At 61.5% G+C, this 23114-nt stretch carries 28 protein-coding genes; 20 read left to right on the top strand and 8 right to left on the bottom strand.

What is annotated here, in order from left to right:
* Positions 1 to 2 precede the first annotated feature (2 nt).
* Positions 3 to 161: a hypothetical protein gene (locus HX839_RS13875; protein ID WP_003219684.1), complete on the bottom strand. Its 159-nt coding sequence runs from the start codon at positions 159 to 161 to the stop codon at positions 3 to 5.
* A gap of 216 nt (positions 162 to 377) precedes the next feature.
* Between HX839_RS13875 and HX839_RS13880 the strand changes: the two genes are divergently transcribed.
* Positions 378 to 2525, top strand: a complete 2148-nt coding sequence (locus HX839_RS13880) for a TonB-dependent receptor domain-containing protein (RefSeq protein ID WP_177067191.1) — start codon at positions 378 to 380, stop codon at positions 2523 to 2525.
* Between the two features lie 51 nt (positions 2526 to 2576).
* Here HX839_RS13880 and HX839_RS13885 read toward each other — a convergent pair whose 3' ends face one another.
* The gene (locus HX839_RS13885; protein ID WP_177067192.1) at positions 2577 to 2888 is read right to left on the bottom strand and encodes a hypothetical protein; all 312 of its coding nucleotides are present in this window, start codon (positions 2886 to 2888) and stop codon (positions 2577 to 2579) included.
* A 174-nt stretch (positions 2889 to 3062) separates the two neighbouring features.
* Between HX839_RS13885 and HX839_RS13890 the strand changes: the two genes are divergently transcribed.
* The 4 genes from HX839_RS13890 to HX839_RS13905 all read left to right on the top strand — a co-directional run bounded on the left by HX839_RS13890 (position 3063) and on the right by HX839_RS13905 (position 7991).
* Positions 3063 to 3608 (top strand): sigma-70 family RNA polymerase sigma factor, encoded by a 546-nt coding sequence (locus HX839_RS13890; RefSeq protein WP_003219688.1) that lies wholly within the window; start codon positions 3063 to 3065, stop codon positions 3606 to 3608.
* Complete coding sequence (locus HX839_RS13895) at positions 3605 to 4549, top strand: FecR family protein (protein WP_008435992.1); 945 nt, start codon at positions 3605 to 3607, stop codon at positions 4547 to 4549. The genes HX839_RS13890 and HX839_RS13895 overlap by 4 nt, the downstream gene beginning before the upstream one ends.
* Before the next feature lie 89 nt (positions 4550 to 4638).
* A complete protein-coding gene (locus tag HX839_RS13900; protein ID WP_177067193.1) occupies positions 4639 to 7128 on the top strand; it encodes a TonB-dependent siderophore receptor in 2490 nt (829 codons plus the stop codon).
* Between the two features lie 224 nt (positions 7129 to 7352).
* Positions 7353 to 7991: a hypothetical protein gene (locus HX839_RS13905; RefSeq protein ID WP_177067194.1), complete on the top strand. Its 639-nt coding sequence runs from the start codon at positions 7353 to 7355 to the stop codon at positions 7989 to 7991.
* 62 nt (positions 7992 to 8053) lie between these two features.
* On the opposite strand, the gene HX839_RS13910 is transcribed toward HX839_RS13905, so the two are convergent.
* Positions 8054 to 8599: a hypothetical protein gene (locus HX839_RS13910; protein ID WP_003219695.1), complete on the bottom strand. Its 546-nt coding sequence runs from the start codon at positions 8597 to 8599 to the stop codon at positions 8054 to 8056.
* A 213-nt stretch (positions 8600 to 8812) separates the two neighbouring features.
* On the opposite strand from HX839_RS13910, the gene HX839_RS13915 reads away from it, so the two are divergent.
* The 5 genes from HX839_RS13915 to HX839_RS13935 all read left to right on the top strand — a co-directional run bounded on the left by HX839_RS13915 (position 8813) and on the right by HX839_RS13935 (position 11672).
* Positions 8813 to 9142: a hypothetical protein gene (locus tag HX839_RS13915; protein WP_023658946.1), complete on the top strand. Its 330-nt coding sequence runs from the start codon at positions 8813 to 8815 to the stop codon at positions 9140 to 9142.
* A gap of 95 nt (positions 9143 to 9237) precedes the next feature.
* Positions 9238 to 9933: a fumarylacetoacetate hydrolase family protein gene (locus HX839_RS13920; protein ID WP_177067195.1), complete on the top strand. Its 696-nt coding sequence runs from the start codon at positions 9238 to 9240 to the stop codon at positions 9931 to 9933.
* A gap of 36 nt (positions 9934 to 9969) precedes the next feature.
* Positions 9970 to 10869, top strand: coding sequence for an AraC family transcriptional regulator (locus HX839_RS13925; protein WP_177067196.1), 900 nt, complete (start codon positions 9970 to 9972; stop codon positions 10867 to 10869).
* A 91-nt stretch (positions 10870 to 10960) separates the two neighbouring features.
* The gene (locus HX839_RS13930; RefSeq protein WP_003219700.1) at positions 10961 to 11407 is read left to right on the top strand and encodes a GNAT family N-acetyltransferase; all 447 of its coding nucleotides are present in this window, start codon (positions 10961 to 10963) and stop codon (positions 11405 to 11407) included.
* Positions 11408 to 11411: 4 nt separating this feature from the next.
* Entirely contained in the window at positions 11412 to 11672 is a 261-nt protein-coding gene (locus HX839_RS13935) for a hypothetical protein (RefSeq protein WP_134326909.1), read from the top strand.
* Between the two features lie 287 nt (positions 11673 to 11959).
* On the opposite strand, the gene HX839_RS13940 is transcribed toward HX839_RS13935, so the two are convergent.
* Positions 11960 to 12904 carry a sensor domain-containing diguanylate cyclase gene (locus HX839_RS13940; RefSeq protein ID WP_177009773.1) on the bottom strand — a complete coding sequence of 315 codons (945 nt, stop codon included), beginning with the start codon at positions 12902 to 12904 and terminating at the stop codon, positions 11960 to 11962.
* 244 nt (positions 12905 to 13148) lie between these two features.
* Here HX839_RS13940 and HX839_RS13945 point away from each other — a divergent pair, with 244 nt between their 5' ends.
* Entirely contained in the window at positions 13149 to 13397 is a 249-nt protein-coding gene (locus HX839_RS13945) for a DUF1652 domain-containing protein (RefSeq protein ID WP_008435982.1), read from the top strand.
* Between the two features lie 4 nt (positions 13398 to 13401).
* Here the strand turns inward: HX839_RS13945 and HX839_RS13950 are convergent, their stop codons facing one another.
* Positions 13402 to 13545 carry a hypothetical protein gene (locus HX839_RS13950; RefSeq protein ID WP_166742173.1) on the bottom strand — a complete coding sequence of 48 codons (144 nt, stop codon included), beginning with the start codon at positions 13543 to 13545 and terminating at the stop codon, positions 13402 to 13404.
* Positions 13546 to 13815: 270 nt separating this feature from the next.
* Here HX839_RS13950 and HX839_RS13955 point away from each other — a divergent pair, with 270 nt between their 5' ends.
* The 5 genes from HX839_RS13955 (at position 13816) to HX839_RS13975 (ending at position 16113) form a co-directional block, all read left to right on the top strand.
* A complete protein-coding gene (locus HX839_RS13955) occupies positions 13816 to 14136 on the top strand; it encodes a YXWGXW repeat-containing protein (protein ID WP_003219711.1) in 321 nt (106 codons plus the stop codon).
* Between the two features lie 47 nt (positions 14137 to 14183).
* Positions 14184 to 14765, top strand: a complete 582-nt coding sequence (locus tag HX839_RS13960) for an RNA polymerase sigma factor (RefSeq protein WP_087694119.1) — start codon at positions 14184 to 14186, stop codon at positions 14763 to 14765.
* Entirely contained in the window at positions 14762 to 15193 is a 432-nt protein-coding gene (locus HX839_RS13965; protein ID WP_003219715.1) for a hypothetical protein, read from the top strand. Before HX839_RS13960 ends, HX839_RS13965 begins: the two co-directional genes overlap by 4 nt.
* Positions 15190 to 15666, top strand: coding sequence for a periplasmic heavy metal sensor (locus HX839_RS13970; protein WP_003219717.1), 477 nt, complete (start codon positions 15190 to 15192; stop codon positions 15664 to 15666). Before HX839_RS13965 ends, HX839_RS13970 begins: the two co-directional genes overlap by 4 nt.
* 237 nt (positions 15667 to 15903) lie before the next feature.
* Positions 15904 to 16113 (top strand): YXWGXW repeat-containing protein, encoded by a 210-nt coding sequence (locus tag HX839_RS13975; RefSeq protein ID WP_080673247.1) that lies wholly within the window; start codon positions 15904 to 15906, stop codon positions 16111 to 16113.
* A 72-nt stretch (positions 16114 to 16185) separates the two neighbouring features.
* Here the strand turns inward: HX839_RS13975 and HX839_RS13980 are convergent, their stop codons facing one another.
* A complete protein-coding gene (locus HX839_RS13980; protein WP_177067197.1) occupies positions 16186 to 17127 on the bottom strand; it encodes a LysR substrate-binding domain-containing protein in 942 nt (313 codons plus the stop codon).
* 118 nt (positions 17128 to 17245) lie between these two features.
* On the opposite strand from HX839_RS13980, the gene HX839_RS13985 reads away from it, so the two are divergent.
* From HX839_RS13985 to HX839_RS13995, 3 genes are read left to right on the top strand one after another with little or no spacing between them, the layout of a single operon-like run.
* Positions 17246 to 18250: an aldo/keto reductase gene (locus tag HX839_RS13985; protein ID WP_177067198.1), complete on the top strand. Its 1005-nt coding sequence runs from the start codon at positions 17246 to 17248 to the stop codon at positions 18248 to 18250.
* A 16-nt stretch (positions 18251 to 18266) separates the two neighbouring features.
* Entirely contained in the window at positions 18267 to 19064 is a 798-nt protein-coding gene (locus HX839_RS13990) for an SDR family NAD(P)-dependent oxidoreductase (protein WP_003219722.1), read from the top strand.
* Positions 19065 to 19093: 29 nt separating this feature from the next.
* Positions 19094 to 19510, top strand: coding sequence for an SRPBCC family protein (locus HX839_RS13995; RefSeq protein ID WP_177050001.1), 417 nt, complete (start codon positions 19094 to 19096; stop codon positions 19508 to 19510).
* Positions 19511 to 19650: 140 nt separating this feature from the next.
* Here HX839_RS13995 and HX839_RS14000 read toward each other — a convergent pair whose 3' ends face one another.
* Together HX839_RS14000 and HX839_RS14005 are read right to left on the bottom strand one after the other, a co-directional pair.
* Positions 19651 to 21048 (bottom strand): cell wall metabolism sensor histidine kinase WalK, encoded by a 1398-nt coding sequence (locus HX839_RS14000; protein WP_008435962.1) that lies wholly within the window; start codon positions 21046 to 21048, stop codon positions 19651 to 19653.
* A complete protein-coding gene (locus HX839_RS14005) occupies positions 21026 to 21709 on the bottom strand; it encodes a response regulator transcription factor (RefSeq protein WP_003219726.1) in 684 nt (227 codons plus the stop codon). The genes HX839_RS14000 and HX839_RS14005 overlap by 23 nt, the downstream gene beginning before the upstream one ends.
* Positions 21710 to 22077: 368 nt before the next feature.
* Between HX839_RS14005 and HX839_RS14010 the strand changes: the two genes are divergently transcribed.
* Positions 22078 to 22983 carry a hypothetical protein gene (locus HX839_RS14010; RefSeq protein WP_003219728.1) on the top strand — a complete coding sequence of 302 codons (906 nt, stop codon included), beginning with the start codon at positions 22078 to 22080 and terminating at the stop codon, positions 22981 to 22983.
* The last annotated feature ends 131 nt before the right edge of the window (positions 22984 to 23114 follow it).

Raw genomic sequence — 23114 nt, forward strand, 5'->3', positions numbered from 1 at the left:
CCTCACGCCCGGCGGGTATCGCTGGACGTGGTGACGTGTGCGGTAAACAGCGCGACCCCGGCCCGTGCCGCATACATCGCCCACATCAGTTCAGCCGCTGCGCGAGCCTGGCGGCGTTTGCGGTGGAGGGTGAAATCGATGACGGTGGCGGATGTTTGCATGACGTAAATCTCTGGGGACTCAATGGCTCTAAAGTAATCGGTGCCGCTTATTTCCATAAATACTGAGTTTGCATTTGGTAATTCTATTTTGGACTTAACGCCGATGGGGGCCTGTGCGTTCATCAATGGTGACCCGCCGCGCTTCACGGGCTTCCCACCACAGACCTTGTGCCGGACCGAGCCCGTCGCAAAAACGAATTCCAAGGATTTACCCCCATGCCCCCCGCGTTTCCGTTCACCTCCCGAAAAGCCTGGCCCTTGCTGGGCTTTGGCGCCGCCCTGAGCTTCAGCCCGGTTTCCCAGGCTGACGACACATTGCAACTGGCACCCGTCGAAGTCAGCAGCGCCGAACTCAGCGCCGACGAACTGGCCCAGGCCCAGCTCAAGAGCGTGCCCGGCGCTACCAACTACATCGACATGGGCAGCGTCGATCAGGGGCGGGTGAGCACCAACGAGGACGTGTTCAAGTACCAGGCCGGTGTTTATGCCAAGGCGGCAAACAACGAAGGGGTGAAGCTTTCGATCCGTGGCTCGGGTATCAACCGGGGCCCAGGCGCCCACGCTTCCGGCCTGTATGAAACCTTCGACGGCCTGCCACTGACCGGCCCGGGTGGCACGCCCTACGAACTCAAGGACCCGTTGTGGCTCAGCCGCGTTGAAGTGCTGCGTGGCGCCAACGGTTTTGACCAGGGCGCATTGGCCCTGGGTGGGGCAGTCAATTACGTGACCCACACCGGCTACGACGCGCCCAGGCTGCAAGTACGCTACGAAGCCGGCAGCCATGGCTACGGCCAGCGGGAGATCAGCTCGGGCCAGGTGCTGGGGGATGCCGACTACTACATCAGCCTCACCGACTCGCAATACGACGGTTTCCAGGACCACAGCGCCGGCAGCGGCAAGGGCATCGCGGCCAACTTCGGCTACCGCTTCAACCCCGACCTGGAAACCCGCTTCTACTTTCGCTACCGCGAAACCGACAACGATTCCCCCGGCAAACTGACCCGCGACCAGATCAGCAACGACCCGCGCGCCGCCGCCAGCCTCAACGTGGCGCGAGACTCGAAACGCACGCAACCGGGCTCGACCTGGATCGCCAACAAAACCACTCTGCACCTGGACGACAACGCCCGGGTCGAGGTCGGGCTGGCGTATCACGATTATCCGATGGACCTGCGCGAGGGCACCAACCGTCTCAAGGTTGCCTACACCGACGTCAGCGGCACCCTGAATTACATCCGCCAGGACACATTGTTCGGGCGTGACAGCAAGACCACCCTCGGCCTGCGCACCACCCAGGCGATGCCGAACAACGGTGGCTCGGAATTCGTGCGGATCCCTACCGGCAATACGGCGGGCTACACACCCGGCACCAAGACCCGCGACTACAGCTACCTGGGTTCGGACACCGTGCTGCATATCGGCAACGACCTGGAACTGCTGCCGGACCTTTGGCTGACCACCGGGCTGGCGGCAATCTACACCCGTCGTGAAACCGAAGTCAGCTACCCGCAGACCCACACACCCGTCAGCCAGCACGATTGGGATTACGCACCAAGGGTTGGCCTGCGCTACGACTTCAGCCCCCAATTGCAGGTGTACGGCAACCTGAGTCGCTCGGTGGAACCGCCCCATGCGTGGTCGATGATCTGGGGCTCCAACAAGTACTTCCCCGTGGGCAGCGGCCCGGCCAGCGGTTTGCAACGTGAAGGGGTGAAGCTGAAAAACCAGACCGCCACCACCCTGGAAGTCGGCGGTCGCGGTGAAGCGTGGTTCGGCCAGTGGGACCTGGCGCTGTACCGCTCCGAGGTGCGCCACGAACTGCTCAGCGTCGAAACCCAGGCCGCGACGTCCACCACGTCCGCAATAATCGCCGAATCCAACGCCAGCCCAACCGTGCACCAAGGCCTGGAGCTGAGCCTGATCAGCCCGCTGTGGGACGGGGGCCGCACGGGCCAGCTCGCCCTGCGCCAGGCCTACACCTACAGCGACTTCCACTACCGCAACGACGACCGCTTCGGCGACAACACCTTGCCCGGCGTCCCCAGGCACTACTACCAGGCGCAATTGCGCTACAGCCACCCGAGCGGTTTCTACACCAGCCTCAATGGCGAACACTCATCGCGGGTCGCGGTGGACTACGCCAACTCCTACTACGCGGCGGCCTACACACTGCTCGGCGCGACGCTCGGGTACGACGCGCCGAAGCACGACTGGCAAGCCTGGGTCGACCTGCGCAACCTGACCAACCGGCGTTACGCGAACACGGTCACGCCGGGTTATGACGACAAGGGGATGGACGTGGCGCGGTCGACGCCGGGGGATGGCATGGGGGTTTACACCGGGGTTTCCTGGAGCTGGCGTTAATCCATAAAGTGTTTGATGTTGGCAGTGGGTGATTGCTGGCAAAGCGCACGTTCAGCGAACGAAGGCTGCATGCACCAGGCGCTGCAGCTGCGTTCGCTCCCACAGGCTCATCAGATCGAGCGGATTGGTGCCGTAACGGTGCCAGGTGTCCAGTGAACCTTGCCTGTTATCCGGTGCAATACAGCGCAGGCAGCACTCCAGAGCCGTCCCGCAGGTTGACAGCGTGACCTGCCAGCCGTCGATGTCGACAACCATTTGCTCGTCGCTGGAGCTGACGGGTTTCAGCGTTCGAACCTCTAATGCCACGTCCTTGAGCAGTTGATAGGCCTCGCGGGTGGAGACCGTGTTGGCGAAGGTTGTCATGCGTGATGTCCTTGTATGAGTCGCAGAAGTGTTGCGTGCGCACTGGTCGCTTTCAAGGTGGGCACAGCAAGTCGCAGATTCGTTGCAACCCATCACTCCATCCTTGCTCCCCCTTCGTTTTACTGTCATCGTTCGCGCAATTGGTAATCTTTCTTGTTTGAGAAATTTTTGCGCATGCATGACTTTCCTGTAGCTGATGGTGATATAGCCCGTCGCCAGCAGACCATCACCACCCTCTACAGTGACCATCATTCCTGGTTGCACGGTTGGCTGCGCAAGAAACTCGGCTGCTCGCAACATGCCGCCGACCTGGCCCACGACGCGTTTATCCGCATCCTGCTGCTGGCCGATCCCCATACCATCAAGGAACCCCGCGCCTTCCTGGCCACCACGGCGGGGCGCTTGATGATCGATGGCGCGCGTCGGCGGCGCATCGAAAAGGCCTACATGGAAGCCCTGGCGATCCAGAGCGAAGATGCCGGCATGCCGGACCCGGCGGCGATTCATGTGGCACTGCAGGCCCTGGAACGCATTGCCGAAATGCTCATCGGCCTGCCCGCCAAGGCCCGCGAGGCATTCCTGCTCAGTCGCCTCGACGGGCTGACCTATAGCGAAATCGCCGAACAACTGCAGGTGTCTTCCAGCACCGTGAAGAACTACATCTCCAGTGCGTTGGTGCATTGCTATCACACCCTGCACGGGGCGGACCCGCTGTCGTGAGTTCCGAGCAGATCATCAGTGAAGCCGCCCGCTGGCTGACGTTGTTGCACGACGACCACGTGACCGAGGCCGACCGCGCGGCCTTCGAGAAATGGTGCCAGGCCGATCCACGGCATGCCGTCGCCATCGAGCGCATGCGCAGCCTGTGGGGCAGCCTCGACGAGTTGCCCGCCGCCCCGGCGCGCATGGCCCTGAACCGTGCATTTGCCCCACAGAAAACAAGGTTTGCCGCCCGCAGCACCCAGGCCGTCGCGCTGTTGGGTGTGTTGCTGTGCGGCTGGGCCGGGATTGAGCGCCTGCCGGTGTGGATGGCCGACCAACGCACCAGCGTGGGCGAACGGCGCCAGGTGGCACTGACCGACGGCAGCCAGGTGCAGCTCAACAGCAACTCGGCACTGGACGTGAAGTTTGACGGCCACCAACGGGTGATCGAACTGTTGCAGGGCGAGATGTGGGTCGAGGTGGCCAAGGACGCGCAACGGCCGTTCGTGGTGCACACCGACCAGGGCACGGCCACGGCGTTGGGCACGCGGTTCCTAGTGCGCAAGGCCGAGGATGGCGCGACCGTGGTCACCGTGATCGAGTCCACCGTGGCCGTCAAAGGCACCGTTGCGGGCGACGTGAAAGTGCCGGCGGGGCAGAAGTCCACGCTCCAGGACGGCCGTGCCGGCACCCCACAACCCATCGGCAACGCCGACCCGGACGCCTGGACCCGTGGTTTGCTCAAGGTCGACGACCAACCCCTGAGCGAGGTCCTGCAAACCCTCGCCGGTTACCGCCATGGGCTGGTGCGCTTTGATCCGCAGGCGCTGCAAGGGATGCGCGTGTCCGGGGTATTCAAGCTCGACGACACCGGCGCGGCCCTGGCGTCACTGGCGGATAACCTGCCGATCAAGGTCGAGTACTTCACGGATTTGGTGGTGGTGATCAAGCCGCTGTAAAAAGTCTGAATAAAAACTGCTCTCATTCATACCCGATTTTCCGACATGGCCGTCATGACTAATAGAACCCCCATTTCCCAGGACTTCTCATGTCGCGCCTTGCTCGTCCTTTACAGCCATTGACCCTTTCAGTGGCGATGGCGTTTGCCGCCGTACCCCTGCTGACCGTTCAAGCGTCCTACGCGGCTGAAAGCGCTGCGTTCTCCATTCCCGCCGGTGACCTGAGCCAGGCCCTCAACAGCCTCGCCGAGCAGGCGGGCCTGGTATTGGCCTTTGATTCGAGCCTGACCCGCGGCAAACGCAGCAATGGCCTGAACGGGCAATACAATACCGACGCCGCCCTGGCCCAAGTGTTGGCCGGCAGCGGCCTGCAAGCCCTGAAGATCGCCGACGACCGCTACCGTCTCGAAGCCATCCCGCACACCGATGGCGCCATGGAGTTGCAGGCCACCACCATCAGCGGCGCGTACCAGTCGGAAAGCCCCACCGGCCCGGTGTCTGGCTACGTGGCCACCCGCAGCCTGTCGGGCACCAAGACCGACACCGCACTGATCGAAACCCCGCAGTCGATCTCCGTGGTCACCAAAGACCAGATGCGCGCGCAGAACGCCGAGAGCCTCAACCAGATCCTGCGCTACAGCGCTGCCGTGATCCCGGAAACCCGTGGCTCCACCGCCTCGCGCCTCGACCAGTTGACCATCCGTGGCTTCACCCCGGCGACCTACCTCGACGGCCTGCGTATGCCCTCGAGCCGGGATGCCTTGCCGCAAAAAGACGCCTTCGACCTGGAGCGCGTCGAAGTGCTGCGCGGGCCCGCGTCGGTGCTGTACGGGCAGGGCACCCCCAGCGGCGTGATCAACATGGTCAGCAAACGCCCGCTCGACACGCCGTTCCATGAAGTCGGCGTCGAGTACGGGACCTTCAACAAGAAGCGCACGACCTTTGACTTGAGTGGCCCGCTGGACGACCAAGGCGTGTATTCCTACCGCGTTGCCGGCCTGTTCGACGATGCCGACGGGCAGATCGAGCACACCGAAACCCGGCGTCAATCCCTGTCCACCGCCTTCACCTGGCGCCCAGACGAGAATACCTCGCTGACCTTGCTCGGGCACTTCCAGAAGGACCCCAAGGGCGCGTCCTACGGCTCGATGCCAGCCTGGGGCTCGGTGCTGCACAGCCCGACGGGGCGCAAGATCGACGTGGATTTCTACGACGGCGAGAAAAACTTCGAGAAGAGCGACCGCGAGTATTACTCCATCGGCTACGCCTTCGAACATCACTTCAACGATGTCTGGACCGTGCGCCAGAATGCGCGCTACCTGCGCAGCGAAGGGCAATACCGCAGCCTCTACAGCAACTACCTGGAGAGCGATTACCGCACCATCCGCCGCTCGACCATCGCCAGCGACGTGAACATCGACGCCTATGCCCTCGACAACCAGTTGCAGGCCAAATTCGACACCGGGCCGTTGCAGCACACCGTGCTGATGGGCGCCGACTACCAGAACACCAGCACCGACACCAAGTCGGGCAGCGGCGTGTACACGGCAGGGCCTACGCTGGATATTTTCGACCCGGTCTACGGCGCGGCCGTGCCGGTGCCGGCCTACACCAGCGACGCCACCTCGCGCAGCGAGCAAACGGGGGTGTACCTGCAAGAGCAGATGAAGTGGGACAAATGGGTGCTGTTGATGGGCGGGCGTTATGACTGGGCCAGCACCGACAACAGTACCCTGGCGATGACCACCCAGAAAAAGACCAAGTCGTCCCAGGACAGCAAGGCCTTCACCGGCCGCCTGGGCCTGGTCTACCTGTTCGATAACGGCCTGGCGCCGTATGTCAGCTACTCGGAATCCTTCCAGCCGCAATCCGGCACGGGCTACGGCGGTTCGACGTTCCAGCCGACCGAGGGCAAGCAGACGGAAATCGGCATCAAGTACCAGCCGCCGGGCAGCAACAGCTTCATCACGGCTGCCATTTTCGACCTCCGCCAGACCAACGTACCGACGCTGGACCCGGACGCTTCCCACCTGTGCAACGGCTCCCGCTGCCAGATTCAGGACGGTGAAGTGCAATCCCGCGGGTTTGAACTGGAAGGCAAGGCCAGCCTGAACGACAACCTGGATATCACTGCGGCCTATGCCTACCTGGATAACCGCATCAGCAAATCCAACAACACCGTGCGTTATGCGCCCATCAGCGACATCGGTGTCGGCCCGGCCATTGCGGCCGAAGGCACCACCACCTACGCGGTGCCGCGTCATACCGCGTCGGCCTGGGCGGATTACACCCTGCACGACGGCACGCTGAAGGGCTTCGGCGTAGGCGCCGGTGCGCGGTATGTCGGTTCTTCCTGGGGCGATACCGCCAACACCCTGAAGGTGCCCGGTTACACCCTGTTTGATGCAGCGGTGCACTACGACATCCCGCACATCAATCGTCAGGGTGACAACCTGCGCCTGGCAGTGAACGCCACCAACCTGGCGAATAAAGAGTACGTCGCGTCCTGCTATTCCTACTCGTGGTGCTGGTATGGCTCGCAGCGTACCGTGCAGGCCAGTGCGACCTACCAGTGGTAAACACCCACCTACTGTAGGAGCGAGCTTGCTCGCGAAGAACCTGAGAGCAGCGCGCTAAGCCAGGCACGCTGCGTTATCGTTAACGATTTTCGCGAGCAAGCTCGCTCCTACAGTGATCGTCAGTATTTTATGGGAGATGGCCTTTTAACATCGCCACCCACTCTTTATCATCCGCCCCCAGCAACTCCGGCCATGGAGACGCTCCATTCACTAAGGAAGTCGTAATGCACATTGGAAAAATGCTGGGGTTGGCCCTGATCACGTTGTCGATGGGCGGCTGCGCCAGCTTCACGAAGGACGAAGTCGCACCTGTCACGCTGCCGTCGAAGGCCAGCTACGCCAACAAACCGAACGTCTACGTAGACTTCAAGTTCTACCAGGGCGAGCCGACAAATGCCGCCGCGGCCGAAGTCCCACAAGCGCGTGACATGCTCAAGCCACAGCTGCAGAAAGTCCTGACTGACTCCGGCCTGTTTGGTCGCGTGACCCTGGATGAATTCCAGAAGCAGCCAGGCGATTACAGCCTGCGCCTGAAGGTCTACAACCATCCACCGGGTGGCGGCCAACTGGTATTGGCCTTTATCAGCGGCTTTACCTTCACCATCATTCCGGCGCTGGGGACTGATCAGTACACCATGAAGCTGGAATCGGTGGACGCACAAGGCCAGGCACTGAGCACCGGCTCCAACCACGACTCGATCAATACCTGGATGGGCATCTGGTTCATCCCGTTGATGGCCAATACGCCGAAAGACGCGGTGACCGATACCTTCACCCGCCAGGTCAATGCCCTGCTCAAGCAAATGGTCGACGGTAATAACCTGAAGTATTCGGCGCTGGATGCCGGCGTGCCACGGGCGTGACACGTAACTGAACGTTTGAAACAGCTGCGAGGGCAGGGTGGCCGATCCTCGCAGCCCAGGCCTTACTTAAGCGCCTTGATGAACAACGGGTCGCTGTACAGCGACTTGAGCAAATCCCGCACCATCGGGTTGTAGGCGTTGGCGGCATTCGGGATCGCAATGAACCCGAAGAACGAACTGGGCCAGGTGTGATTCACTTCCTTGGTCGCGTCGTACACCACGTCATTGCCCTTGAGCAGGGTAAACCGCGCGGCCAGGGTGCCGTTGCCGGAGCCCATGCCTGCCGACAGCGAATTCTTCACCACCAGCACTTGCAGATGACGTTCTGCTTGCGGGTTCAGCAGGCCTGCCAGTTGCAGTTCCTGGGTGATTGCAGCCTGGATATGCGCCGGGATGCTGCCACTGGGCGAGCGGATCGGGTTGGCACGTACAGACAACGAGCCTTCGCCCGATGCGGCCGTCACCTGGGCATTGCTGACGGGTTGCAGCGGCGCTGCTTGCTTGAGGACCTGGACGTTATCGAAGTTCGGCTCGTATTGCGTCATGGTGACGCCGCAGCCTTGCAACAGCAGTGCGAGCAATGGGGTCAACAGTAGAAGCTTTTTCACGGCGTTTCCTTGCGTGAGTGTGGGAGAGCGCCGCGATTATCGTCAGGCAATGGGCCATCGGCAACCAATAGTGGCAAAATGCCTGAGTGGCAGCGCTGTTACTTGGTTCGGTTTCAGGTCGGAAAATTCATCGAGAAGGCAATTTGCTGGCCCCTTTGTAACAAAATTCTCGCCAAAATCACTTTTATTTTCAGGTGGTTAGGCGGGATGCAAATGCGCAATGTTGGAATCATGCTGATCGCCTGTTCCCTGGCGGGTGGGGCGGTTTCGGTTGAGGCACGGGAGCTGCGGGACAACGACAAGTACATGTGCAGTTGGGGGGCTGGCACCGCCGCCCGGGCCCAGGAATTGAAGCTGTCGGGCGTCTCGCTGTACGCCGCGCGGCAGAAGCTGAAGACCTACCAGTTCAAGAAACCCTGGATGCACATGATGGCCATGGGCATCACCGAACAGACCTACGACAGCCGTTCGCGGGTCAAGCCCGAGGTGATTCGCCAGAGTTTTTATCAGGACTGTTTGCGCTACAAGCTGGCGCGTAAATGATTGCACCGCCCAGTACAAAATCTGCGTAAGCCTGTCCAACTTCGCCCCGGAGCCAGTCCTCATACTGGCCCCAGGTAACCGAAGAGGCACATGCCATGACCCGCTACGTCATCACTCCCAACGAAACCCCGTCCCTCGCCATCCACGGCGACGACGCCCGCTTCCCGCTGCGCCGGGTGTTCTGTGTCGGGCGCAACTACAGCGAACATGCCCGCGAAATGGGCCACGACCCCGACCGCGAGCCGCCGTTCTTTTTCATGAAACCGGCGGATGCCGTGGTGCCTGCCGAGGGCGTGATCGCCTATCCGCCATTGACCGCCGACCTGCACCATGAAGTCGAGTTGGTGGTGGCCATCTGCAAGGGCGGCGTGGACATCGCCCCGGAAGATGCGTTTGCGCATATCTGGGGTTACGGTTTGGGCATCGACCTGACCCGCCGCGACCTCCAGGCCCAGGCGAAAAAGCTGTCGCGGCCGTGGGAATGGGCCAAGGCCTTCGATGAATCGGCACCCTGCACCCCGTTGCAGCCGGTGAGTGCCGTCGGCCATCCGGTCAGCGGGCGTATCTGGCTCAAGGTCAATGGCGAGCAACGCCAAGTGGGCGATCTGGCAGACCAGATCTGGTCGGTCAGCGAGGTGATCAGCCACGCGTCCAAATCGGTGGCATTGAAGGCCGGCGACCTGATCTTCACCGGCACCCCGGCGGGCGTCGGCGCCTTGCAACCGGGCGATGTGGTGACCGCCGGGATCGACGGCCTGGCGGAGCTGAGCTTCACCCTCGGCCAGGGTTGACGCTACAGTGGTGCCCAGGCCCTCCGAGAAGTACGTATGCCCGGCACCCGCATCACCACCTATGGCATGGAACAACGCAGCGACCGCTCTGACTTCTACATCCGCGACAAGCGGGGCAGGGCGGCGCTGACCAGTCCCCATCGCCACGAATACTTCCAGATCCAGATCAACCTGGGTGGCGACACCGTGCAGCACATCGGCGGTGCGGTGCGCCCGTTCCCGAAAAAGGCAATGGCCTTTATCCTGCCCCATCGCCTGCACGTGATTCCCCATCCCGACGACGGCGACTTCATGCTGATCAATTTCAGCCAGGGTTTTTTCCTGCCGCAACTGACCTGCGACCCGCTGGACCTGGAAGACATCCCCATCGGCCAGGCGCCGGAGCTGTCGCCGTTCCGCTTCCAGGAGCAGTTGGACTTCATCCTCGACGACGCGGCCTTCGAAGAAGTCAAAGCCTGGCTGGAACACATGCGCAGCCTGGACGCCCACCGCAGCTTCGGCGCCCGGGAGCGGCTCAAGGGTTACCTGTTCCAGTTGATCGGGCTGGTGTGCCAACAGTACGCCGAACCGCTCCAGGCGTTCGCCGCCAACAACGCCACCCGGCGTGGGCGCAAGGATGCCCTGGCCCGGGTGCAAGGCTACATCCGCGAGCATTTGCACGAGCCGTCGCTGAACCTGACGGATGCCGCGGCGGCGGCGTTCCTGTCGCCCAACTACCTGACCCACCTGTTGCGCAAGGAAACCGGCAAACCCTTCTCCCAGTTGGTGCTCGACCGGCGCATGCAACTGGCGCGCACGCTGCTGCTCAACAGCCCGCAGATGATCGGCGCGATTGCGCACCGTTGCGGGTTTACCGACGAGGCGTATTTTTCCCGGTGTTTCCGCAAGGCCCACGGGCTGGCGCCGGGGCAGTTCAGGCGGCGTGAGCAGGATTAACGCGCAATCCGGCTGACTGTTTTACAAATCCACCACAACCGATGTGTTTCAATTTACATACAATTGAGCGTCTCATCGGGAGGCGGTGCACATGGGTTCGGTTATACGGTTGGCAACTCCGGGCGATATCAATGCCATTTTCGACATTCGCACCGCCGTGGTGCAGAACCACTTAAGCCGCGAGCAGATGGCTGAGCTGGGCATTACCCCGCAAGTCGTCGCCGACAGCATGCGCGAGGCGCCTTGCGTATGGCTTGCCGAACTGGACGGCAGGCCTGTCGCGTTTGCAATGGTTGATCTTGCCGAAGGCGAGGTGTTCGCCCTGTTTGTATTGCCGTCTCACGAGAACCTTGGGTTGGGCCGCCAATTGATGGCAGTGGCCGAGGCCGCGCTGTTCGAGCACCACGACACGCTCTTCCTGATCACGGATGGGCGGGATCAGATCCGTGCCAACGGTTTTTACCAGCGGCTTGGCTGGGCAGTGGTCGACACGGCCGAGGGCGACGATGTTCGCTATCAGAAACACAAGGTGCAATGAGTGTATGAGTGAGCTGGAACCCCCTCAATCCAACGCCTTGCGCTATTTTGGCGTCGGCGTTCTATGTGTCGCGGTGTTATTGGGGACTTATTTCGTTCGGCTCAATGCCCAGGTCGACCGGCAGCGGGAAGAGGCGGCGGAGCGCCTGGCGTTATGCCGCCAGGCGGCGAGTGTTTCGCGCGCCACGCCCCAGGACGAACTTGTATTGGTGGATCCGTGCAAACACCTGTATCAGCACGACTTGAAGAAGCCCACGCACTTTTAATCAATAACCTTATTTTTATCACGGAATTAAACAGCGAAGTTTGTTTAACGATGCGCTGTTATTGCACCAAAAAGTGGCATTTCCAATAATCGGATCCATTAAAAAAGTGTGGTTATTGAATGACTTAGCGCTGTTTTAATCCGACGAAAGGTTGAAAATTATCTTGTTACAAGTTTTCCCGCTGGGTAATATAGCCGGGCGTTCACCTCCCACGGTTTATGCATTTTTAAATCCCAAGTTTCCATCAGCTACTTGGGATTTTTTTTGCCCGCGATTTGAGCGTTGTATCAATCCTCTACGTCGGCAAACTCTGCACGCATCCGGCCATTGCGCTTGGCCTGGTACAGCAACTTGTCGACGGCTTCGACAAAGGCCAGCGCCGCGCTGCCCGGCGTTACCGTGCAAGTGCCTACGCCCAGGCTCAGTGTCAGCAGGTCCGACACCGCCGAGTGCTCATGCGCGATCTGCTGCTGGCGGATCAAGTGCAGGCAGCGTTCGGCCACGCGCCGTGCCGACTCGGCATCGGTTTCCGGCAGCAACCACACAAATTCCTCACCGCCGATGCGCGCAATGAAGTCCCGTGGCCGGTTGGCCGCTTGCGACAGCGTGCGTGCCACCTGGCGCAGGCATTCGTCGCCCTTGATATGCCCATAGAGGTCGTTGTACTGCTTGAAATAGTCGATATCCAACAGGATCAACGACAGCGGCAACTGGCTGCGCTGGGCGCTGGTCCATTCCCGCGCCAGCACGGTGTCGAACATGCGCCGGTTGGCGATGCCGGTGAGGCCGTCCTGGAACGAATACTCCTCCAGCTGCTTCTGCAGGCGAATCAGGTGTTCTTCGGTCTTCTTGCGCTCGCTGATATCGAACATGAAGCCGATCAGCGCCTGCACCTCGCCGTCCTTGCGCTCCACGTGCACCACGTCGCGAATCCACACGTACTCGCCGCTGGCGGTCAGCGCCCGGTAATCGGCTTCGTGGTCGACCCCGGCCCGGGACTGGGAGACGCAGAAGTTGACCACATACTCGCGGTCATCCGGGTGCATGCGTTCCACCCAGTCGTCCACGGTGGCCCAGCTCTGTGGCGTCCAGCCCAGCAGCGCCTCGATTTGCGGGCCGATGTAGCTGAAGGTCATGGTCGGCCAGTCGATGCGCCAGGGGATGGCCTTGGTCGATTCCAGCAACGTCTTGTACACAGCACTGTCGGGTTCGATCAAAGGTTCGATGCTCATGCGGAGTGCTCTCGGTGTCGGAAAAAAACCAGAGCATCTGGCCATCATCGCCAGGAAGCAAGCCCTTCGCGCGGCATCGGATAAGAGGGTGTCGGTGTGGTTTTTTTGGCGTCAGCCGGCCAGCGGTTTTAGCCGAAATGCGCACCACGTATCACTTTTGCATTAATTCCCGGGCAGTTTGAAAAAGCTCATCTACCCTAGACGGATCACGTCCTCCGAGCCCCGTACAGGGAAGGGTGCCCGCATGATTTCGATCGCCGAGTTTCGCCACATCATGGAGTCGGGCTTCCTGCCCCTCGCCTGTGACTGCTCATTGAACAGCGACGGTTCGCTGCGCATCAACATCTTCGACCCGGCCTCCGGGCGCGTCGACCTGCTGCTGCCCCGTGTGTCGCCCCAGGGTCTGGACAGCATCCGTTCCATCTCAAACCTGATTGGCGAACTGCGCACCGAGATCAAGGCCGGGCGCAGGGGTTTTGCAGCGGTCAGTTAGCGGATCAGGAGATCGCTTGTGCCGTCGGGGTAGTCACTACCCCGTAACCGCGCCAGCAGCAATGCTCGCGGTGCCCCGGTAGGAACACGCAGCCGCCAAGGTTCATGAGCAGGACGGCGGCAACCAGCAGTGAAATTCGACGAGACATGGTGATTTCCTCAAGGTGATGGGCGTCGCCAACCAACAGAACGCGCCTGTCGATTACCAACGGTTAACCCTTGAACGCGGCCATATGGATAAATCCGTCGCGACCTTTCAACAATTTCATCAACTCCCCGCAAACCCTGGGCAATACTGGCCCTGCCTGCCGTCCTGAGCGGTCGCGATAAAAAGTTCTTTTTGTTGCGACGGATTTTCGGACACCTGCCGTTCAACCCTACAACTGCGATCACTGGCGATCGCCGATGAAGGAGTTGTCATGAGACTTGCACGACCGCTGGCCAAATTACGTTATGCCCTGTTGATCCCGCTGGCACTGGCCGCCCTGGTCAGCACGCCGACCTTTGCCCAGACCGAAGTGATCATCCGCGAAGCGCCACCGCCGATGCGCGTCGAGGCCGTTCCCGTCGAACGCCCTGGCTATGTATGGGATCGCGGGCACTGGCGCTACGAAGGGCGCGGTTATGCCTGGGTACCGGGCCACTGGCAGCCGGTGATGCGCAACGCCCGTTGGGAACCTGGCCACTGGGAATCGCGCGGCCCCAACTGGTACTGGAGAGAAGGGCACTGGATCCGCTGAGCATTCCGTCAACCTGACCCTTAGCCACCGGACCGAGACTTGCCCTATTGAAAGACACTGATCCGGACGTTGAGCTGTTGGCCCGCATCGGTAACAACGAACCGGCGGCCATCAACGAAATGGTGACGCGCAAACTGCCGCGTTTGCTCGCGCTCGCCAGTCGGATCCTCGGGGATGCCGACGAGGCCAGGGACGTGGCCCAGGAAAGTTTTCTGCGTATCTGGCGCCAGGCTGCAAGCTGGCGCAGTGGCGAAGCGCGTTTCGACACCTGGCTGCACCGCGTGGCACTCAACCTGTGCCACGACCATTTGCGTCGGCGCAAGGAGCGCCCGCTGCACGATGAGGAGGCGATGAGCGAGGTGGTCGACACAGCGCCTGCGCCCGATGAACAGCTGGAAGCGGCCGCCCGCAGTGAGCACATGGCGGCGGCGTTGGCGTCGCTGCCTGATCGCCAGCGTGAGGCGATTGTGTTGCAGTATTACCAAGAGCTGTCGAATATCGACGCCGCGGCGCTGATGAACATCAGCGTCGAGGCACTGGAGAGCTTGCTGTCACGGGCCCGGCGCAACCTGCGCAGTTACCTTGACGACACACCCGGGCCCGCCCGCCCAGGAAGGGGAAAACCATGACGCCTGAACGATTTGCCCAATTGGCCGAGGCTTACGGCGGCCACTTGCACCGTTGGCCGCGCGCCGAACAGGCCGAGGCCCAGGCCCTGCTGGACGCAGGCGATGCCAGCCTTCTTGAGGTGCTGCATCAGGCGCGATGGCTCGACGGCCAGCTGGACGGCTATCAACTGGCACCCGTCGACCCGGCGCTGGCGCGGCAGATTCGCCAATCGTTTCCCCAGCGCCAGTCCTTCTGGGCGCGCTACGCCGGCTGGCTGTCGCCGGCCGGTTTTGTTGGCGTGGGCATCGCCGGGGTCGCCGCCGGAATCCTGGTGGCATCGTTGAGCGTGCCGTTGCCCATGCTTGGCCCTGAAGTACTGCCGAGTGTCTTCGACCAGGGCGACGCCGAAGTCGTCTTCACCGTCAACGCCGAGGAAAGCGAGCAATGACCCCGTCACCCAAGTACCTGAAGCCGCTGCTGGTTGTGTCGGTGTTGTTCAACGTGTTTTTGATCGGCGGTGTCGGCGGTGGCTTGTACCATTGGTTGGCGAACACCAAGCCCGCCGAGGCGGTGGTTAACCAGCATGGCCTGCGTCAGGCGATGGTCAAGCTGCCGCCGGAACGGCGCAAGGAACTGCGCCAGTTGTTGCGCCAGAACCGCGCCGACAGTCAGCCGCTGGTACTTGCCGGGCGCGAGGCGCGGCTGGACGTGATCAAGCAACTGGAGGCGCCGACTCTCGACCGTGAGGCGTTGGTGACGGATTTGGGCAAGGCCCGGGAGGCGGACATGGCGCTCAGGGCGCTGGTGGACAACACCCTGGCGCAGTTCGCCAGCACCTTGCCCCGGGATGAGCGCCAGCGGTTGGTGGAGGCGTTGTATATGAAGGGGCAGGCGAAGGGCAAGGTCGCCAAGAGCCACTGAAGATCGTTCCCACGCTCTGCGTGGGAATGCCGCCCCGGACGCTCTGCGTCCAATTGGCGATGCAAGGTTCAAGTCTTGCGCAGTGGTGACGCGGAGCGTCACGGGATGCGTTCCCACGCAGAGCGTGGGAACGAGCATTAATAACCGAGACGGGCGACGGATTTTCCCGGGTGGCGGCGTTTAACCCGGGTAGGCCCGCCACTCAGGCGAAGGCCAATCTCATTGGGGAACCGTGCCATGTCCCGCCTATTCAAAGCTACGCTGGCCGCCACGTTGATGGCGGCTGCGTTGTCCGGTTGTATTGTCGAGCCTGTTCATCCGCGGCGTCCGCCGCCTTTGGTCGAGGTGGTGCCGGTGGCGCCGGCGCCAGGGTATCAGTGGGTGCGGGGGCACTATCGCTGGGGGAACGGGCAGTGGTTATGGGTGCCGGGGCATTGGCGGTACTGATCCACCACACGTTCAACTGCGACACCGAAACCCTGTGGGAGCTGGCTTGCCTGCGATGGCATCACCGCGGTCTTACTGACAGACCGAGGTGCCTGCATCGCGGGCAAGCCCGGCTCCCACAGGTGATAGGGGCTCTGTCAGGACTTTCCTGAACGTCTCCACCAACGGCCGCAAGTTGATCCGATGCCACGCCGCCCACAGCGGCGTGGTGTAGGTCAGCCACGGCAGTTCTCGCAGCACAACGCCCGGCGGTGCATTGCGGCTCAAGCCCTTTTGCACCATCGCGACACCTAGCCCCGACGCCACCAACCCCAACGCGGTAAACGGCTCGCTGGCTTCCATCGGAATCTGCGGGGTAAACCCTGCCCGAATGCACGCCGCAACAAAGTCATCCGCCGGGTTTGCACCCGCTTTGCGCTGCACGCCAATCCATTGCTGCTCGGCCAGATGCTCAGGCAGCAACTCGCTGACGCTGGCCAGCGGATGCTGCTCGGGCAGCGCCAGCAGCATCGGATCGTCCAACACTTGCAATGCCATCAGGTCCGGGTCATCCGCCGCCGGTGGTTCACCCACCAGAGCGATATCCAGGCTGCGTTGGCGCAGGCCTTCCAGTTGCTCGATGGAGGGCAGGTTGTACAGGGCGATATGCACGTTGGGCCGCGCGTCACGCAGTACCTTCAGGGCGTTGGGCAGCACCCCCGCGTGCATGGCGTTTTCAATGTAGCCGATGCACAGCCCGCCTTCTTCGCCTTTGCCCAATCGCCGGCCCAATGACTCCAGGCGGTTGGCGTGGGTCAGCAGCGCCTTGGTTTCGGCGAGGAACGTCTGGCCGTCGCGGGTCAGGCGGATGCGCTGTTGGCTGCGCTCGAACAGGGTCAGGCCCAGGCGCTCTTCCAATTGGGCAATCTGCCGGCTCAGGGGCGATTGGGAGATGTGCAACCGTTCGGCAGCACGCCCCACGTGTTCTTCTTCAGCGACTACAACGAAGTAGCGCAATTGGCGCAAGTCGATCATGTCAGACCTTAAGGGACTCAAGTTGGTCGCAGTATGTCTTGGACGGTCCGATCTCTGCAATCTACGATCTGCTCAACGGTCAACACAGCGACCTTGAACAATCTTGAGGATTTACCCCATGAGCTTGAAAGACAAACTGCCCGGCGTGCTGGGTTTTGGCACCGCCCCCTTGGGCAACATGTTCCGTGCGATTCCTGAAGAGGAGGCGCAAGCCACCGTTGAAGCAGCCTGGAACCAGGGCGTGCGTTACTTCGACACCGCACCGTTCTACGGCTCGGGCCTCTCGGAAATCCGCCTGGGCCAGGCCCTGTCCAAGTACAACCGTGACGACTATGTGCTCAGCACCAAGGTCGGCCGGGTGATCCTGGATGAAGTGGAAGAAAGCGCCCGCGACCTCGGCGAGAAAAGCGGCGTGTTTGAACATGGCCGGCCGAACAAGATGGTCAACGACTACAGCGCCGATGCCACCCTGCGCTCCATCGAAGACAGCCTCAACCGCCTGCAAACCGACCGCCTCGACATCGTGTGGATTCACGACATCGCCCAGGATTTCTACGGCGATCAATGGCTGGACTACTTCAATCAGGCGCGCACCGGTGCTTTCAAGGTGCTGACCCGCCTGCGTGAAGAAGGCGTGATCAAGGCCTGGGGCCTGGGCGTCAATCGGGTCGAGCCTTGCGAGTTGACCCTGGACCTGGCCGAAGCCCAGCCCGACGGTTTCCTGCTTGCCGGTCGCTACACCTTGCTCGACCATGAACGCGCCTTGCAGCGCTTGATGGATGCAGCCCAGGCGCAGAACGTCGAGATCGTGGTCGGTGGCCCTTACAGCTCCGGGATCCTGGCGGGCGGCGCACATTTTGAGTACCAGAAAGCCAGCCCGGCGATCATCAGCAAGGTCGAGCAGATCAAGGCGATTGCCGCGGCCCATGGCGTGAGTGTGAAAGCCGCTGCACTGCAATTCTCCCTGGCTCACCCGGCAGTGGCCGCAGTGATTCCGGGTGCCAGTCGTCCGAGGCGCATTGCTGAAGACGTCGCGGCGTTGTCAGAGAAGATTCCCGCAGCCTTTTGGCAGGCCCTGCGCGAGGCACGATTGATTTCGGCCCGTGCACCGTTGCCGCTCTAACCACAGGAACGCGAACATGAAAATTGATATCAGTGGCAAAGTCGCAATCGTCAGTGGCAGCACCGCCGGCATAGGCCTGGGCATCAGCCAGGCGCTGGCGCAATCCGGCGCTACGGTGGTGGTGATCGGGCGTGAATCGGGCAAGGTCGACGAGGCGCTGGCGACCATTCGCCAGGCCGTGCCCGGCGCGGATCTGCGTGGGCTGGTGGCGGACCTCGGTACGGCCGAGGGCGCTGAAAAGCTGTTCGCCGCCGAGCCGCGCGCCGACATCCTGGTGAACAACCTCGGGATCTTCAACGACGTCGATTTCTTCGACGCCCCCGACAGCGAGTGGACGCGTTTCTACGAGGTCAACGTGATCTCCGGTGTGCGTTTGTCACGGCATTACACGCCGGGCATGGTCGAGCAGGGCTGGGGCCGGGTGATCTTTGTGTCGTCGGAATCCGGGGTGGCAACGCCGGCTGACATGATCAATTACGGCGTGACCAAAAGCGCCAACCTGGCGGTGTCCCATGGCTTGGCCAAACGCCTGGCGGGCACCGGGGTGACGGTCAATGCGATCCTGCCGGGGCCGACCTTTACCGATGGCCTGGAGCACATGCTCAAGGACGCCGTGGCCAAGTCCGGGCGCAGTGCGCGGGACGAGGCGGATGTGTTTGTGCGCAATGCGCGGCCGACGTCGATCATCCAGCGCGCAGCGAATGTGGATGAAGTGGCGAATCTGGTGGCGTACATTGCTTCACCGTTGTCCTCTGCCACCACCGGTGCCGCGTTGCGGGTCGACGGCGGTGTTGTCGACAGCATGGCGATCTGATTTTTCTTGAATGGTTTGGAGTGTTAATCGTGGCAAAAGCATCTGCTGTTATTGAAATCCCGGTTTCGGCCGAACAGGTTTGGCAATTGGTCGGCGGCTTCAATTCGCTGCCGGACTGGCTGCCCTTTATCGTCAAGAGCGAGCCGAGTGAAGGCGGGCGCGTGCGTCATCTGCAAACGGCGGATGGCGGGGTGGTGGTGGAACGGTTGCAACGCTTTGATGATGCAGCGCGTACCTACAGTTATTCGATCAGCGAGTCGCCGTTTCCGGTGAGTGAGTATCTGGCGACGTTGAAGGTTGAGGCGCTGGGTGACAGCTCCGCGAAGGTGACCTGGTCGGGCGTGTTTACTCCGGAGGCCGGTGTGACGGATGCGGCGGTGGAGGAGTTGTTTACCGGTGTCTACAGCGGCGGGCTGGATGCGTTGCGCGGTAATTTTCCGGGCTGAATGAAGATCAAATGTGGGAGCGGGCTTGCTCGCGAATGCGGTGGATCAGTGCCAGATGGGTTGACTGACACTCCGCATTCGCGAGCAAGCCCGCTCCCACATTGGTTTTGTGGTGTTCTTCAGGCTTCAGGCTTCAGGCTTCAGGCTTCGGGCATCAGTTGTTGGCGGCATTCGAGGATCAGCTTCGCGCCGCCTCGTTCGCTGCTGCCGACTTCCAGTTTGAAACCGTGCAGGTTGATGATCGCGGCCACAATCGACAGCCCCAAGCCAAACCCGCCTTGCTGTTGATTGCCTTCGTCCACCCGGTAAAACCGCTGGAACACTGCCGCACGTTCAGCTGCGGGAATCCCGGGGCCGGAGTCCAGGACTTCAATGCGGGTGCTGCCGGCATCGTTCACGCCGCGCAAAATCACTTCGCCGCCCGGCGGGGTGAATTTGATCGAGTTGCTCAGCAGGTTGGCCAGGGCTTCGAACAGCAGCGCGCGGTCACCGGTGATCCAGGGCAATGAGTCCGGCACTTGCAGCAGCAGTTCCATCTCGCCTTCTTCTGCCAGGGGCAGGTAGAAGTCGTGGAGTTCCTGCAGCAAGGGCAGGGGATCAAGCACCAGAAAGCCCGAGCGGCGCTGGTGGTCTTCCAGTTCGGAAATCCGCAGCAGGCCGCGAAAACGCGCCATCAAGGTGTCGGTCTCGGCGATGGCCGCGTCCAGTTGCAGGGCGTGGGGCGCGTCTTCATCAGCCTGTTGCTGGATTCGGTACAGCTGCGCCCGCAGGCGCGTGAGCGGGGTGCGCAGGTCGTGGGCGATGTTGTCGCACACGCCCTTGACCTCGTTCATCAGCTTCTCGATACGGTCGAGCATCGCGTTGACGATGGCTGCCAGCATGTCCAGTTCGTCGCGTCGGTCGGACAATGGCAAACGGTGGGTCAGGTCGCCGGCCACGATGGCTTCGGCACTCGCCTGGATCCCGCGAATCCGCCGCAATGGGCGCCGCCTGAGCAGGTGCCAGCCGGCCGCGCCGGGAATGATCGTCAGGGTGATCCCCCACAGCAAGGCGTGCAGGATGATCCGCGTCACGCCGAACAGCGAGCCGTTGGCCCGCACCAGGATCAGCCAGCGGCCGTCTTCGGTGTGGGTGGCCACGGCGTCGCAGCTGTCGCGCGGCAGTTTCGGGTCGTCGGAGTCGATGCAGTTGGCCAGGGCGTGGATGTGCCCGTCCATTGGCAGGTCGGGCGGTATCACGCGGATCGGGCCGCTGATGGGGTTGAACTGATTGTCGAACAGGCCGTAGGCGTCAACGCCCTTCATGTCGAAGGTCATGCTGGTGGTCAGGGCTTCCACCAGCTCTTCGCCGTCAAACCGCTGGAACAGGTGCTGGCGCTGCATCAGGGAGTGGCGCGAGAGGTCGCCCAGGTAACCGGACACCTCGTAGTACAGCACGCCCATGAGGATGCAGCTCCAGGCCACGAACAACGAACTGTAGAGCGCCAGCAGCCGGCTGCTGGAAGAGCGCCAGCCTTTAGAGGGGTTCAGCAATGACATACCCGGAACCTCGTACCGTGCGGATCAGCGGCGTGAGGCCCGGCGGGTCGATTTTTTTGCGCAGGCGACCGATGTGCACGTCGATCAGGTTGGTGCCCGGGTCGAAGTGATAACCCCAGACTTCCTCGAAGATCATCATCCGCGAGAGGATTTGCCCGGTGTTGCGCATCAGGAATTCCAGCAGTTTGTATTCGGTCGGCAACAGGCTCAGGGGCTGTTCGGCGCGGCTGGCTTCACGGCTGATCAGGTTCAGTTCCAGATCCGCCACGCGCAAGGCAGTTTCAAACTCCTTGACCGTGCTTTTGCGCCGCAGCAGCACTTCGACGCGGGCGGCCATTTCGTCGGAGGCGAACGGTTTGGTCAGGTAGTCATCACCACCGGCCCGCAGGCCACGTACCCGTTCATCCACATCGGAGAGGGCGCTGATCATCAGGATCGGCGTGGATACGCCGATGGTGCGCAGGGTGGTGACGATGGCCAGGCCATCCAGTTCCGGGAGCATGCGGTCGAGGGTGATCAGGTCGTAATCACCGCTGACGGCACGGACCAGGCCTTCGCGGCCATTGTCTACCCAGTCTACGTCCAGTCCATGGCTACTCAGCTCGGCAACGATCTCGCGGGCCGTTACGGCGTCGTCCTCGATGGTCAAAATGCGGGTCATAAGGATTACCTGGTGAGCGATTCACACTGAAGTGCGGGCATTTTGCCAAGAAATGATAGCCCGCTTCCTAAATAAAAATTTATGTAGGCACAAACGACACAATTCACCATAACCCGCTGAATCTGAACGAACGCTGTGTGTGTAGGATTTTTTGCATGCCACGGCGTGCGTACGGGTTATTTCCTACGAGGAATGCAATACGCCCGCCGCTCCGGGCCATTTCTTGCAAGTTGCATGGTTCAGATTAGTTCAACTTAATTAAGTTATTGAAATATATGAAGTTTTAATTTTCGAGCTTCTGGCACGTCGCCTGCACTGTCCCTTTTGAGACTTGTAACACTATTTTTCATGCCTGGAGCAAAACAACAATGATTACATCCTCATCCACGCTGCAAGAGTCGAGCACGCTCTCCGGGGTTTCCTGGGGCGCGATCTTTGCCGGGGCCGCTGCCGCGGCTGCGCTGTCCTTGATTCTGGTACTGCTGGGCTTCGGCCTGGGCTTTTCGGCGGTGTCGCCGTGGGCCGACAGTGGCATCAGCGCCAAAGGGCTTGGCATTTCTACCATTGTCTGGCTGGCGGTTACGCAAATCATCGCGTCGGGGATGGGCGGTTACATCGCCGGTCGCCTGCGGGTGAAATGGGCCAATATGCACGGCGATGAGGTGTACTTTCGCGACACCGCCCATGGCTTCCTGGCCTGGGCCGTGGCGACACTGGTGACGGCGGTGCTGATCGTCGGTTCGGTCAGCAGTGTGGTCAGCGGTGGTGTGAAGGCCGGTGCCAGTGTGGCCTCGGGTGCCGTCAGTGGCATGAGCCAGGTGGCTGGCGCTGCCTCCAAGGGCGAAGACTTTGGCTACTACGTCGACAGCCTGTTCCGTGATGATCGCCCGGCCGCCGTCAGTGATGACGCGGTGCATGGTGTGGTCGCTCGCATCTTCGCTCGTACCGTGAGCAACAATGGTCAGTTGGCACCTGAAGACCGTGCGTACCTTGCACAGTTGATCAGCCAGCGGACCAACCTCAGCCAGGCCGATGCCGAGGCGCGTGTTGACCAGGTCTATGGCCAGGCTCAAAAAGCCCTGGATGACGCCAAGTTGAAAGCCAAGCAGGCTGCCGACACGGCTGCAAAAGTGGCTGCCTACACGTCGCTGTGGACTTTCGTGGCGCTGTTGATCGGTGCGTTTTTTGCCAGCCTCGCTGCAACCTTTGGTGGTCGTCGCCGGGATGCCGTGGTGTATCTGGAAACCACTCCCCACACCACTTCCGTTCGTTAATTCAAGGAGAACGTCATGCGCTCATTACTGCTGTTTTTCCTCGGTGTGCCTATCCCGGTCATTATCCTGATCGCGATCTTCATGCACTGATCCTGAGGCTTGCTCGGTCCTCATGTGGGAGCGGGCTTGCT

This window comes from Pseudomonas sp. I8001, from assembly GCF_013385345.1.
GTDB lineage: Bacteria > Pseudomonadota > Gammaproteobacteria > Pseudomonadales > Pseudomonadaceae > Aquipseudomonas.